A 13,115-nucleotide genomic window follows, 5' to 3' on the forward strand; every position below is an offset into this window, starting at 1 on the left:
CGTCGCCGGAGCCTTCGCTGGATTTCTCGCTGGAGCCAGAGCCGGAGCTTTCGCCGGAGCCGTCGCCGGAGCCTTCGCCGTCGCCGGAACGTTAGTAAGCATTTACATCGCTTGGCAAGCCATGAAAGGAAATGAGAAATATTCCCTAATTCGTAATATTGCCGTTGCCTTTGCAGCTACAGGCGGTACAAGCTTTCGTAACGCCAACTTGACCAATGCCAACTTCACCCAAGCCACACTCAAAAGTACAGATTTCCGCAACGCCATCCTCACCCTTACTCGTTGGCATCAAGCCACGATGCTTGACCGTGTTCGCCCTGGTAAAACCTATCTGCACAATTCACAAGTACGTCAACTACTAGTTACCGGACAGGGACAAGACAAAAACTTCGACCGTGAAAATCTGCGGGGTATCAACTTACAAACAGCAAACCTAGCAGATGCCAGCTTTATCGGCACTGACCTCAGTAAAGCTAATTTGCAAGATGCTGATTTATCCAGAGCCAAACTCAAACAAACCCAACTAGATGCAACCGATTTCACAGGTGCAACCCTCACAGGTGCATTCATTGAAGATTGGGGTATTACAAATACAACTAAATTGCATGGGGTCAGTTGTGAATATGTCTTCATGCGTTTACCCACCAAAGAAAACCCTGACCCCCTCCGCAAACCAGATAACAATAAAGAAGTGTTTGCAGATGGGGAGTTTGGTGATTTTATCAAACCAATTTTTGACACACTGGATTTGTACCATAACCAAGGTGTTGACCCAAGAGCGATCGCAATTTCCTTTAAGCAGTTAGCAGAGAATCACCCAGAGGCGGATTTACGGATTGTCGGGATGGAAGTGCGGGGCGAAGATAAGTTTTTACTTCGTGCTAAAACCGCACCAAAAGCTGATAAGTCTGAACTGAATGCAGAATATTTCGCCAACTATAATCAACTCAAAAATCTTCCGGCCAGAGAAATTAAATTATTACTAGTAGAAAAAGATAATCAAATCCGCAGATTAGAGAATATGGTGACGACGGCGTTAGAGCGCCCTAGCTTTTATTCAAATATCCAAGTAGAAGAGGTAGGTACTGTGAATCAAAATCAAGGGGGAATTAATCAAAGTGCAAATAATAGTCAATTTGGCCAAGGGCAACAAGCAGCACAAGGAGGCGAGAATCAGCTATCTATGAATAAGAATAACGACGAAAATTATAACACTAAATATAATTTTCCTAATTCTCGTGAATTTAACGTTGTTGATAAGGCTGAATCTGGTAGCCAACAGATAGTTAATAACCATCCTAATTCTGCACCAGAAAAAAAACAAAATCTTGCAGAAGCCGCAGCAGAAATTCAGCAATTACTAGAGCAATTAAGCCAGTCTTATCCTACCAATACCAACTCTGAAAAAATGGTACTTGCAATAGAAGCCAAGAAACACGTCGAAAATAACCCAACTTTAATGCAGAAAATAATTAGTGCCTTAGAGGCAGGTGGTACGGCTGCTCTAGAACAACTTCTTAGTCATCCCGCAGCGAGTTTTGTGATTGGAGTCTTCGAGGATTTTAAAAAGAACTCCAAGTAAATATTAGCCTCAATAGAAAACACCAAACGAGTTTAGAAAAGTCCTTGCTGTGTTTGGTGTTAACCAAAGTTTTAATACTACTAAAAGTTTCGCATGAACCAGTCTGAGAATTCTGATGACAATCAACCATCTTCGCCTGAGCAAGGGATAAAACAGCAGGCTAATAATTCAAGATTCGTTAGTGGACAGCAGGCTACAATAGGTGAAGATAATATCCAAATTCAGGGTGATAATAACTTTATAGTTAAAACCTTGACTTTTTTAGTTGATAAGCAGACAACAACATCAATAAACTATAAGAAGAGATTGCTTGTAAAAGTTAAAGACGAAGTTGAATACCGGCTAAAGAAGTCTTTACATAATGCTTCATTGATAAACTTAGGGATAGAATCACATCCTCAACAGGTGAATAACCCTTTGAATGCTCTCGTAAAAATTGGGTTGAAACCTCCTGAACCCATCCCAGAGAATACTACTATTTTGGAAGTCTTTGATTCTGTTAATGGTCAACTGTTAATCTTAGGTGAGCCAGGAGCAGGGAAGACAACTACTTTGCTAGAATTAGCAAAAGTTATTATTCAACGCACTAAAGAAAAAGAAGATTATCCCATTCCTGTATTACTTAATCTTTCTTCTTGGAAAGAAAATGACCAAGCTATAGAGAAGTGGAAAGAATCAAAAAAAAATAACAAAAATAATCAAAATAACAAGCCAAAGCCGTTACTTTTAAAATGGCTAATATCAGAAATTCAGTCAAAACACGGATTTTCAAATGAAGTGATTATGGACTGGATCAAAGAGGGGCAGCTATTACTTTTCTTAGATGGTCTGGATGAAGGTGAGCCTACAAGGCAAAAAATATGTGTTGAAGCTATTAATGAATTACTTCAAGGAGAGTGGCAATTTTCAAAGCTTGTTGTTGCTAGTCGTATTAAAGAATATGAAAGTCTTGAAATACAACTTCAACTTCAGGGAGCCATATATTTACGCTCTTTAACTGAAAAACAAATTAAGGACTATCTTAGTACTATTAACCTTATTGAAATTTGGAATAGCATTAAAGACAATCCAGAAATTTTAGATTTAGTAAAAATACCTTTGTTTTTAAATATTACCGTTCTGACATATAGCGATAGCGAAAATTTTTCTATTAGCAAGTGGCAAGAATCAATTTCTATCCAACAAAAAGCTGATTATTTGCTGAAATCGTATAGAGAAAGGATGCTAAAAAGAGAAATTTCTAGTGAAAAAGATAATATTAATGAGTACACATTCTCAAGGGAAAAAACTTTAAACTATCTTGTAATCCTAGCTAAAATGCTAAATAAAAACTCACAAACAGAATTTTTGATTGAAAATATTAATGGTTCTTGGTTAAAAAGTGAAATTGATATTTTTATTTATAAAATATGGACTATGTTAATTTATGTGATTTTCCTATTTATAATATTTACATCTATTTTTTGGGCAGTTTTTAACAATTATTATATAGCATTGCTTTTGAGTTTTTTATTTAGCTTATATTGGGGATTAATCTTTTTCTTTGGTTTTGATACTAACGAAAATATAAAAAATAAATTTAATGTTCAACATCTCTTCCTCCGCCGTATTCTCTACCGCAACGGCTACATCCCCTGGAACTACGCCCGTTTCCTCGACTACTGCACAGAGCGTATGTTACTCCAGCGTGTTGGTGGTCGCTACCGTTTCATCCACAAACTGCTGCAAGACCACTTCGCCGAAATGCCTAAGCAGAATTAAAAAACCACCCACTAGGGTGGTTGTAACTAACCTTGACTAGTTCGTGTGAGATTTGGCGATCGCGTCACACTCCTCAAGTTGAGGTAACGAGTTTCGCTTAACCCAAGTCCAGGTTATGTTGTGAATATCGGCGGCTACATCAATTTCTTGCCATAGGTCGAGATTGACTTTCCGTTTCCAGCCTTTAGACATGGTGTTGACCAGGTACTGGGAATCAGAAATTATCTCGACATCACAAGCGCATTTGAGAGCGCGTAGTCCAGCCAAAGCCGCCATTATTTCCATGCGGTTGTTAGTAGTTTCCTCAACACGACCACTAACAGTTTTAGGTAGATATTTCTCTGAAGTCAGAATAGCAGCATAACCACCAACGCCAGGATTACCCGCACAAGCTCCATCACAGTAAATAGTGATTTTCATTTCCTTGAGACACAACAACACCCCCTGCAAGCGACAGCAATTAATCTAATAACTCTACGAGAAACTTCAATCTCATCAATGCGATCGCTGCTTGAAGTGGAACTATTGACCGCCCGACTAAATTTATTATTTCTCTTCTACCAGGGGTTCTTGGTTGAACTCCAGAACTAATTGGTCGTGGGTTATGTTTCCACCAGCCGGAAAAAGTAACTCCAGATAACCAGCCGGAAATCCCATCATCCATAGGCATACTAAGGGGTTGAGTTTTTGGGTAGTGGATAAACGACCTTGCGATCGCAATGTGACTTCCAATTTGTTGGTTCCAGCATCGCCACCCTTGCCGTTGCTGCAAGGATAAGTTGTTACGGTGTCCAACAACAAATACTCGGTTTCGCTCGTGCGGTGCGCCAAGCTCCGCCGCCGAGATAAGCTCAACTTCTGTTTGATAGCCTGCCATTCTGAGTCCGGCAATAGCCGCTCGAAGTCCTCTGTAGATAAATCCTTCAGGCTGCTCCACAACCACGAACTTTGGCCGCCCGAAGCAGATACACCGCAAAGATTCATACCACAGGCTTGATTCTGGGTGTTCAAGTCCTGTTCGTTTCCCGGCATTGCTTGTCCCGGTACAGGGAAATGAGATGAAGTAGACATCAGCTTGTTCTGGAGTTGGTTGATAGGTTTTGATGTCTGAGTGAATGGGAATATTCGGGTAGTGCGATCGCAATACTTTTTGTGCAGTACCTCTAATTTCTACAAACTCAAACGTATGAAAGCAATTAAAACCATAAATCTCACTGACAATTTCCGCCGCTAGCTCCCATGCCCCAATACCTGCAAAAAAGTCAATGCAAGTCAAAGGAAATGATAATAAACGCTGTCGCTTTGAGGGAGTGATTTCTATCATTTAGTGAGGTTTACTATCATGCAAACTCAGCAAACATTGAGTAAGTCTGATTTGTTGGAACTAGTAGCAAAGATTAACTTACTTGCAAATTTAGAAAAAGATGAAAATCTTTCTTTAATCTTGTCCGGTGCTAGTCTGTCAATCCAAGACTACTTGTTCCTCAAATCAAAACAGAACATTAACTAATTAGCGCCAACTAATTAAGTGGGGAGAGAAGCAGAACTCCCCACAGTTCTAAAATACAGGTATTAGGTTAATTTTAACATGAACAAAATTAAATTTTCAGGCATTAAATGTCAGGTTTTACAATCTTCACCACATGGTAATTATTTGGTGGCTAAATTGAGCAACCGCATTGTAATATGTGGAACTTATAGCAATCAATTTAACTGGGAGGAGTCACCAGATTTAGATTCTGGGTTTACTAGCTTTATCACTTATATTGGATTAAGGAATGAGCTAGAGTTTCCAAGATTTAGAGACTTGGCGATCGCTCACAATGGCTACTTTGACAAAGATGATGGCAAACCCAGAAAAGCAAAACGAGTACTAGGGTTTTCACTTGAAATTAAGATACGTGGATTGCTACCAGAATCAGTTGTTGAGTTAGTTAAATTAGGATAACAAATGGCAATAGCGTTATTGAACAAGCAGTAATGCTATTGCCGTCGTTTTTAGGTTTTGATTAAATTTAAGAGGTCAAGACAATGATTGGAGAATTATTTACTACTGGAGTTAGCATCAAACAGCAGTACCCTGGTGATGAAAACAAATGGATTGCAGTTATTAGATATGAAGATGAAAGCCATGCTAACTTGCATGGTGTACAAGGAACCTTACAGAACAAATACGGTGATGATCTGCTGAATGCTATAAAAACTGTTTTGGCGGATAGCGAAAAGATGGGAATTAAAATGATGACTTTACCTAACAGCAATCCTAGCCTATATGTCAAAGACTTATTTGTAAACAATCAAGAGACTTGGGAACAGATTAATTTAGCTGCTGATGCACTGAACTTTGAGGTTATGAACTGCCTCGATAAATAACAAACAAGCATATAGCGTTATTAGTGAATCAATAACGCTAACTGTTTTGATTTTGACAAATGCTTTATATATTATTGATTTGTAATCAGTGATTACTTGGTGCTGAGGCGCTGTCGCGTAGAGGTGTCGATTTCATTTGGAGATTAATTGATATGACTGCTACTGAAACTATCACAGTTATTCTTGAGCAATTCGACCCCAATAAATTCAGATTAGAGAAAGTTGGTTTTAGACTTTCAGACAAATGCTTTAATGTCTGCGGTGGATGGGGCGATGACGATGATTTACGGTATTCCCGTCTCTACAGAGGTCAATGGACTACTGAACAAGTTCGTCAACAACTTTGGCAAGAAATCAAGCAATATCTACCACGTTACAAAGCTGGAGAATTGAAGCTCTATGGCGAAGAATCAAGGTGGTATCGAGGCAAGTGGTTCAAACCAATTATGTTCTTAGTTGAAGCTGCTAAAGAGCATGGTTATGTCAAGCTAATTTATGCTAGCGATCGCCCCCACGCAGAAATGATTAAGCGCTGTGTTGAGTGGTTATTGACTCAGGTTTAGTGCTTGATATTGGCTGATGAATGTGTGAACAAATAGTTACAGTTGCCCCTATGTTGGGGCGCTGTTCTGGAAATTATTAAACTAGGTGAATTATGGATATCATTCAAGTTGTAAATGGTAAAACTCACGGCTTTATCGGTGAAAGTAAAATCTACATTGGTAGAAAAAGCCAACCTTATTCACTACCTCAAAGTCCGTTACACAATCCGTACATAATCGGTAAAGATGGCGATCGCCGGGAGGTCTGCCAGAAGTTTGATTTGTACCTTTGGAAGAAAGTTAAGCTCTGGTCTGAAACTGGTGAATGTGACGATACTGTGATGGAAATTAAAGATATTGCTTGTCAGGTTAAAGAACGTCGTGCCAAGAAAAACAACGGCGAAGATGTTAAGGATATTGAACTAACTTGTTATTGTCATCCTTGGCAGTGTCACGGCGACGGAATTATCAGATGTGTGAATTGGATTTTGCAGCAAAGTTTGGTGTAATTAGCTGTCGCTACAAGAAGTTGATTTAGTTTGGTATAGCCTAATGACTATAGTCATGATTTCAGGCAGTCGGTCTATTAGACAGTTGCCCAAAGAAGCCATCGCCTCTATCGACAAAATCATCGAACTTAGCTTTGAGATAATTATCGGTGATGCCCCAGGTGTTGATGCTTTAATTCAGCAATATCTCAGACTCAAAGGTTATGAGAAAGTGACAGTTTACTATGCAATGTTCAACGGCTTGGGATGTCCCAGAAACAGTAACGATTACCCGACAGTTGGCATTGCTGGTAATTACGTCGATAGAGATACTCAACTTTGTGCGATCGCTAATTATGGTTTAGCAATATGGGACGGACGTAGTAAAGGTACTCGTGACAATATTGCTAAAGTCAAGCGCACTAAGGTAATTGCTGTAATTGTCTGATTTGATAGCTTCAACTTCCTATGTAGAGGTTGGGGCTTTTTATTTTCAGCGATCGCAATGCTTAAGTCAATTAGGTTGCTATCGCTTAAGGAGTATGGTTTTATTTTAGACTTAGGTGAAATAATGAAGGAAATAAATCAAGGTAAAATTTGTCCTTACTGTAACAAACACACTGAATTTGTTGATAGCTCTGTAATCTACGGCAAGTCTTACGGAATGATTTACCTTTGTCGTGATTGTGATGCTTATGTCGGATGTCACAAAGGTACAAACATAGCTTTAGGAAGTCTTGCAAATAGTGAATTAAGAATGCTAAGAAATCAAGCTCACGCTCTTTTTGATCCGATGTGGAAAGCGAAAATGAAGCGTGATCGCTGTAGTAAAACTAAAGCTAGAAAGTCTGGTTATAAATGGTTAGCCCAACAAATGAGAATCGATAGAAAAATTACACATATTGGAATGTTTGACGAAGAACAATGTAAACTTGTAATTGAGATTTGTTTGCCATACTACACTAGTAAATGATTTTGTGATAATCCTAATTTAATTTATAGAGCTTAGATAGTTAACGATCGCCCAGATAATACATATACCTAAAGTTTTTCGGCGAGGGCGCTGTCGCGCAAGGGAAGTGACGTTTTTCTCTTTTTGGAGATTTTCATTATGGCTATCAACATTCTTTCTAAATCAGTTAAAAGACTTTCTCAACTCAAAGATGCTATTCGTATCCTTGCTTGGGAACAGTACAAGATTGAGAATAAAGAAGTTAAAGGCTTAGAAGGTTATCAATTATTTGCTGAAGAATGGCAAGCTCACGAGATTCATGATATGAGTCAAATTGAGTTTGATAAGTTCATTGCAAATTTAGGTTATACCGAGGCTGATTTAGTTGCAGAAAGAAGTAGGTATTACAACAAGCGTAACCAAATCAATGGTACAGCTAGTGTTCCTGCGACTCCTCAAGATATTGAAATGGATAATAGTGATAATTATCCTCCGTACTAATATCTGATTTATTAGTTTGATTTGAAAGTCCTAGTTCCCCTTGTGGGAATTAGGGCTTTTTTTTATTCGACTTAATTGCATTAGACTGCTGTCGCAGATGGAATTTAATTTAGTTTTTGAAGTTTACTTTATGATTCACTTACAGCAATATTTATCTCTAGAGCAGCAAAGTCAAGTTATACAAGCTTGCCGTGAAGTTGCCAGAATATCACCTCTTTACACTCCTAAAATGCCATCTGGTAAACCATTCAACTGTCAACAGACCAGTTGTGGTAGTTATGGTTGGATTTCTGATAGAAGTGGTTATCGATATTCTGAAATTCATCCAAATACTGGTAAGCAATTCGCTCCAATACCAGAAATAATTTATAATCTCAGTAAGTCTTTAGCCACACAGATTGGTGAACTTGATTATATTCCACAGACCTGCTTAATCAACTATTACAAAAGCAGTGGTAGACTTGGTTTACATCAAGATAATTCCGAGCAAAATCTAAAGCCAGCTATTATTTCGATTAGTCTTGGCGATGATGCAGTTTTCCTCGTAGGCGGTACTAAACGGTCTGATGCTACCAAAGAAATTCTGCTAAAAAGTGGTGACATAATCATCATGAATAGTGAATCTCGATTGCTTTTTCACGGAGTTAAGAAGATAATTCCTGGCACTTATAACTTGTTAAAAAGTGGCGGTAGATTGAATTTGACTATTCGACAAGTTTACTGATTTGATTGTAGCCGGTCGCTTCTTAGTTGAGGCGATCGCTGTATTCTACAAAACGAATATTAATTAATGCTGTCGCTTTCAGGGATTGATGTGTAACTTTGATTAAAAATGCCAGACTACACCCGCCAAATAATTGACGCTCACGGAGCGCCAACCGCAGAAGTTAGATATGAACCGGAATATCCTGAACTCTATGACGATAGTTTTAGCTGTCCAGACGACACAGAGAAAGCTATAGCTTTAAACTGTCTGTATTCAGCAAAATATCAGTTAGAGAACCTGAATAAAAACAGTTCCTTCTCCCCAGAACAGCGCATAGAGCTAACTAAGAGATTTGTTGATAGTGCGATTAAGGCATTAAGCAAATGAAAGCATTTATTACAGGGCATCGGGTCATATCAGAATCTGCAATCGCTCAACTAGATAACTTGATTGACTTCGCAATTCAACGAGGTGTGACCGAGTTTTTCAACGGGATGGCAATAGGAACAGACCAAAATATTGCAGATATCCTGATTGAACGTAGATTAGATTGGACAGCTGTAATACCGTGCGCGAATCAAGGTAGGTTCTGGAGTCTTGAGCAAAAGGCGAGATACGAGGAATTGCTACTCTACACCCCTAAGAAAATCATACTTACTGATGTGTACTATCCAGGTTGTATGCAGGTAAGGAATAAATACATGGCTAATTGTTCTGACATTTGTCTAGCCGTGTATGATGGACGGCTGACTGGGGGTACTGCATTAAGTGTCAGTATGGCGATCGCTCACAACCTCCCAATCATTAAGTTGAATCCCAAAACCTTGGAAATTACGCTAATTGAACCCAGACAACTAAGTTTATTCTGATGCTATCGCTTCCCGATTCCGTTGTGTTTTGGGAAGCAAGTTGGAAAATACTTCTTGTTTTAATTGGATTGTCAGAAATAATTTTGTAGATGCTGACTTTTGGTTAGTTAATAAGGGTAGTTTAAAAGATTTAGGAAAACCCATCAATGAATTTAAACCATATTATACAGGGCTAAAGTGTCCGGTACTGATATTACCTGATTATGGATATTATCTCTGCGTTTATTTCCAGACAATTGGTTTTTGGCAACAATACGGTATTGGCACAACTAACTACAAAAACCTGAGAATTACAGATATCCGTAGGGTTTTTAATGAATTATCTAAGCAACATTCAATGAGTAAAAAAATAGTGAATATCCATTAATCACTACTGGCGTGGTTTTACTGCATTTATTGAAGATACCGTAACGCTACTCTAATGTTATTTCACAGTATCAGAGCAAGTTACTTGTTATTGATGCTGTCGCTTTTTGATGTTGATTTTTTGGATTGATTTGCATAGTTTATCTAGAAAGTCTCTGTACTTTTACTCAGATTTGCAAAAAGTACAAGAGTTTCATTAATCCCGCAGAATTCCAAAAGTATCAAAGCAGTTCTTCTACTTCAACAAGATTAATTATGACAACTCAAGATTTTCTAACCGCTCTATCTTCTGCATACTGGGAAATTGATTATTACAAATTCCTAGAGATGACTGGATTTGTTAATAGTCAATACTCGCTTGAGAAATTCAAGCTATTTCAACAAAGTGCTAAAGGTTTGATTCAATTTGACGTACAAACTTTGGAGTCTTTGATTAATACTGAAACAAAAAAGACTGCCGAGGCAGCCTCCGTGTAAATAATTGTTTTTTTCGATACCATTCTACCATGCAAATTCTACAACATTTATTGACCCTGCGTTCAAAAATTAATGCAATTCAACATGAAATTGACGCATTAATGCCCGATGCAATTGTCGAAGCTTTGCAAGTTGCTAACAATAACAAAAATCAGACAGTGTATCGAGAAGAGAATAACGGGAAGATTGTTTTGGTATTCAAAAAACAGTTTCCCACTGCCAAGGATGACTTGAAATTAAGTCGATTGGAATCTGATCTTACTGGGGCGATCGCCAAGCTAAACGAAAAGTATTCGGCTGAGATTCAACAAATCGATTCTGAAATTCAGCAATTGCAAGAAGCGATCGCCCAGTTGGAGAGCAAAAAGCAAAAGCTGTTATCCAGTCGTTATATTTCTCGACTTAGAAATAACTACGAAAAGCATCGGCAATTATCTACTTATTTGTCTCCTAATTTGTCGGTTTATTTGAATTAAAATGTAAGCATAGTGTAGAGGTTAATTCCTCTACTATTGCATCAATGCTGTCGCTTTGTGGTTTTGGTGTTTTAATTATTGAACATGGACACAACGCAACTCAATGATGTTATTGCAACATTGATTAACCATTACAGCATTGCCGAAGTGCTTAACGAAATAATCAAAGTCTGTGAAATAGCTAATGCTAATAATCCTGGCTTTGGCTGGGATTCAGATAGAGAAGCGATCGCTGGAATATTACCAGTGATTAAAAACTGATTTTTTGATTTTGTGAATTTTGAAGTGATGTAATTTTTGAGGAAATTAGATGACATTCTCAGTATTTGGAACGAAACCAAGTGATTCGATTTGCTTGCCTGAAATTCCCTACTCAGCACGTTTAAACTGTAAGCTTGGCGGTATTTTTGTCGGGGGTCAAGAGGACATTCATCGTAGAACTAGCTCAAATGAAACGGTTGACATTGCAATTATAAAAGTCAGCAAGTATTTTGGTAGTTTAGGTTTGGAATACGTTGGCCAATGGATGCAGATATTCTTTATCCCGGCTCCGAATGTAAGTCCAAAAGTTTTACCGACTAACACTGTTTGCGTTGCTTATATCAAAAAGCAAAACATTTCAAATTTATTCGCCAAAGTTCAAGAAGTGATTGGTGAGGAAGACCCAGGTACAGGAATCTTTACTATTGGCTTTGAAAAACAAGCTGGTAAAGATAATTCAACTTACTACACTATTAACTTTGGCTGGCGCAAGCGGGAAGGTGAAGAAGAAAATAAGCAGTTGCAGCAAATTGCTGGTTTTCTGCAAAGTAATCCAACATTAATTGACCTTGAAGGTACTCGCACTATGCAATGTTTAGATGGACTTTCTACGACAGAAGTAGCAGCAATTGTGGGCGGAGTTGAAGAACTAGAACAGTTGCCATCTACGCCTAGTAAAAAGCAATTGAAAGGTACTAAAGGTTAGTATTAGCTACTTATAGTGCAGGGCTGGGAGCAATCCCGGCTCATTTTTTAATGCTGGTACTTGTGAAAAACAATTTTTAAATTAGGAAATATGGTTATAAACATCGGTTAATTAACCGTTATCGCATTTCGTAGAGATACTGATGCGATCGCAGTCTTTTTTTAATGCTGTCGCCTATCAGTGATGATTATTTATAAATTACTGCAATGGAAATAGATTTTAGTTGTCTAGATTGCAAATATCACGAGCATTATTATAACGCTCAGAGTATGGGAGAAGGCGAACCAGAATTGGAATTTTACTGTAATCATCCAAAGGTATCACAATTTGAGGTTGATGAGGAATCTGAACTTTTTAAAATTGCTCAAGATTGTTCTTTCTTTGAACCTACTGAGCTATTAAAGGCTGAATTAGATGATACTCATAAACCAACTAAATCATGTTTTCAATGTAAATGGATGTTTGCTAATCTTCCACCTGAATTATTAGAAAAATCAGACTTTGATGATTCAGAGTTTGAATGGCGGTGTGAACATCCTGAATGTGGACAGGAAAACTCAGGGATACCAATCTCACCAGAGGATCTTGCACCAGATCCAAACTGCAAAGAATGTTACGGACGTGGAATAACTTATGCCGGAAGTGAAGGTTCTTTCTTTTGTGAATGTTTTCCTGATGAAACCAACCATTTACACGTAGCCGAATATCTTGCTAATCATTGTTCAAAATATGAAGTTAAAATATGAAATTACTAACAGGATTTATACCAAAAGCATTGTTGACTGCAAACAAGTCTTATCGTCATAAGCCACCAAAGCAACGCTTGTTAGAGGTCATTGAGTTATTAGATGCTCATGGGGAACTGACAGATTATAACGCGCGGTTACTTGAAGCGATCGCACTATCACTGTTCTGGGATGAAAAAGCCTACCTCAAGTTTGAAACTCTGGGTTTGGAACTGGCTGAAGAACAGTTTAATTTAGCCTTTATCAATTGTGAACATGATGAAGCTATAGCCTCACCAGAAAACCCTAGAAATTGGAAGAAGTAATAAT

General features: G+C 38.2%; 22 protein-coding genes. 20 read left to right on the forward strand and 2 right to left on the reverse strand.

Going from position 1 to position 13,115, the window contains the following annotated elements; genetic code table 11:
• Window positions 1-1,582, forward strand: a 1,582-nt coding sequence (locus F8R90_RS04790) for a pentapeptide repeat-containing protein (protein ID WP_196509792.1), incomplete at its 5' end; no start/stop codon positions are given.
• A gap of 93 nt (window positions 1,583-1,675) precedes the next feature.
• On the forward strand, window positions 1,676-3,343 hold the full coding sequence (locus F8R90_RS04795) for an NACHT domain-containing protein (protein ID WP_196509793.1): 1,668 nt from the start codon (window positions 1,676-1,678) through the stop codon (window positions 3,341-3,343).
• Between the two features lie 36 nt (window positions 3,344-3,379).
• Here the strand turns inward: F8R90_RS04795 and F8R90_RS04800 are convergent, their stop codons facing one another.
• Both F8R90_RS04800 and F8R90_RS04805 read right to left on the reverse strand, forming a co-directional pair.
• Window positions 3,380-3,763, reverse strand: coding sequence for a ribonuclease HI (locus F8R90_RS04800; protein ID WP_196509794.1), 384 nt, complete (start codon window positions 3,761-3,763; stop codon window positions 3,380-3,382).
• A 40-nt stretch (window positions 3,764-3,803) separates the two neighbouring features.
• On the reverse strand, window positions 3,804-4,667 hold the full coding sequence (locus F8R90_RS04805) for a DNA cytosine methyltransferase (RefSeq protein WP_196509795.1): 864 nt from the start codon (window positions 4,665-4,667) through the stop codon (window positions 3,804-3,806).
• A gap of 18 nt (window positions 4,668-4,685) precedes the next feature.
• Here F8R90_RS04805 and F8R90_RS04810 point away from each other — a divergent pair, with 18 nt between their 5' ends.
• The 18 genes from F8R90_RS04810 to F8R90_RS04895 all read left to right on the forward strand — a co-directional run bounded on the left by F8R90_RS04810 (window position 4,686) and on the right by F8R90_RS04895 (window position 13,111).
• Window positions 4,686-4,853 carry a hypothetical protein gene (locus F8R90_RS04810; RefSeq protein ID WP_196509796.1) on the forward strand — a complete coding sequence of 56 codons (168 nt, stop codon included), beginning with the start codon at window positions 4,686-4,688 and terminating at the stop codon, window positions 4,851-4,853.
• Window positions 4,854-4,931: 78 nt separating this feature from the next.
• Window positions 4,932-5,291 carry a hypothetical protein gene (locus tag F8R90_RS04815; protein WP_196509797.1) on the forward strand — a complete coding sequence of 120 codons (360 nt, stop codon included), beginning with the start codon at window positions 4,932-4,934 and terminating at the stop codon, window positions 5,289-5,291.
• An 83-nt stretch (window positions 5,292-5,374) separates the two neighbouring features.
• The gene (locus F8R90_RS04820) at window positions 5,375-5,716 is read left to right on the forward strand and encodes a hypothetical protein (RefSeq protein WP_196509798.1); all 342 of its coding nucleotides are present in this window, start codon (window positions 5,375-5,377) and stop codon (window positions 5,714-5,716) included.
• A 152-nt stretch (window positions 5,717-5,868) separates the two neighbouring features.
• A complete protein-coding gene (locus tag F8R90_RS04825; RefSeq protein ID WP_196509799.1) occupies window positions 5,869-6,279 on the forward strand; it encodes a hypothetical protein in 411 nt (136 codons plus the stop codon).
• Between the two features lie 92 nt (window positions 6,280-6,371).
• Entirely contained in the window at window positions 6,372-6,767 is a 396-nt protein-coding gene (locus F8R90_RS04830; protein ID WP_230966106.1) for a DUF4326 domain-containing protein, read from the forward strand.
• 43 nt (window positions 6,768-6,810) lie between these two features.
• A complete protein-coding gene (locus F8R90_RS04835; protein WP_196509800.1) occupies window positions 6,811-7,194 on the forward strand; it encodes a hypothetical protein in 384 nt (127 codons plus the stop codon).
• A 57-nt stretch (window positions 7,195-7,251) separates the two neighbouring features.
• Entirely contained in the window at window positions 7,252-7,719 is a 468-nt protein-coding gene (locus tag F8R90_RS04840) for a zinc-finger-containing protein (RefSeq protein WP_230966107.1), read from the forward strand.
• Between the two features lie 138 nt (window positions 7,720-7,857).
• Window positions 7,858-8,199, forward strand: coding sequence for a hypothetical protein (locus tag F8R90_RS04845; RefSeq protein ID WP_196509801.1), 342 nt, complete (start codon window positions 7,858-7,860; stop codon window positions 8,197-8,199).
• A gap of 97 nt (window positions 8,200-8,296) precedes the next feature.
• Window positions 8,297-8,923, forward strand: coding sequence for an alpha-ketoglutarate-dependent dioxygenase AlkB (locus F8R90_RS04850; RefSeq protein ID WP_230966108.1), 627 nt, complete (start codon window positions 8,297-8,299; stop codon window positions 8,921-8,923).
• A gap of 108 nt (window positions 8,924-9,031) precedes the next feature.
• The gene (locus F8R90_RS04855; protein ID WP_196509802.1) at window positions 9,032-9,292 is read left to right on the forward strand and encodes a hypothetical protein; all 261 of its coding nucleotides are present in this window, start codon (window positions 9,032-9,034) and stop codon (window positions 9,290-9,292) included.
• Window positions 9,289-9,774: an SLOG family protein gene (locus tag F8R90_RS04860; protein WP_196509803.1), complete on the forward strand. Its 486-nt coding sequence runs from the start codon at window positions 9,289-9,291 to the stop codon at window positions 9,772-9,774. The genes F8R90_RS04855 and F8R90_RS04860 overlap by 4 nt, the downstream gene beginning before the upstream one ends.
• A 40-nt stretch (window positions 9,775-9,814) precedes the next feature.
• Window positions 9,815-10,141, forward strand: a complete 327-nt coding sequence (locus F8R90_RS04865) for a hypothetical protein (protein ID WP_196509804.1) — start codon at window positions 9,815-9,817, stop codon at window positions 10,139-10,141.
• Between the two features lie 254 nt (window positions 10,142-10,395).
• A complete protein-coding gene (locus F8R90_RS04870; RefSeq protein WP_196509805.1) occupies window positions 10,396-10,617 on the forward strand; it encodes a hypothetical protein in 222 nt (73 codons plus the stop codon).
• Window positions 10,618-10,646: 29 nt separating this feature from the next.
• On the forward strand, window positions 10,647-11,093 hold the full coding sequence (locus F8R90_RS04875) for a hypothetical protein (protein ID WP_196509806.1): 447 nt from the start codon (window positions 10,647-10,649) through the stop codon (window positions 11,091-11,093).
• Between the two features lie 84 nt (window positions 11,094-11,177).
• Window positions 11,178-11,354 carry a hypothetical protein gene (locus F8R90_RS04880; RefSeq protein WP_196509807.1) on the forward strand — a complete coding sequence of 59 codons (177 nt, stop codon included), beginning with the start codon at window positions 11,178-11,180 and terminating at the stop codon, window positions 11,352-11,354.
• Window positions 11,355-11,403: 49 nt separating this feature from the next.
• Window positions 11,404-12,060 carry a hypothetical protein gene (locus tag F8R90_RS04885; protein ID WP_196509808.1) on the forward strand — a complete coding sequence of 219 codons (657 nt, stop codon included), beginning with the start codon at window positions 11,404-11,406 and terminating at the stop codon, window positions 12,058-12,060.
• Between the two features lie 206 nt (window positions 12,061-12,266).
• Window positions 12,267-12,806: a hypothetical protein gene (locus tag F8R90_RS04890; RefSeq protein WP_196509809.1), complete on the forward strand. Its 540-nt coding sequence runs from the start codon at window positions 12,267-12,269 to the stop codon at window positions 12,804-12,806.
• On the forward strand, window positions 12,803-13,111 hold the full coding sequence (locus F8R90_RS04895; RefSeq protein ID WP_196509810.1) for a hypothetical protein: 309 nt from the start codon (window positions 12,803-12,805) through the stop codon (window positions 13,109-13,111). The genes F8R90_RS04890 and F8R90_RS04895 overlap by 4 nt, the downstream gene beginning before the upstream one ends.
• The last annotated feature ends 4 nt before the right edge of the window (window positions 13,112-13,115 follow it).

Origin of the sequence: Nostoc sp. NZL, from assembly GCF_015714705.1 — a bacterium.
GTDB classification, from domain to species: domain Bacteria; phylum Cyanobacteriota; class Cyanobacteriia; order Cyanobacteriales; family Nostocaceae; genus Nostoc; species Nostoc foliaceum_A.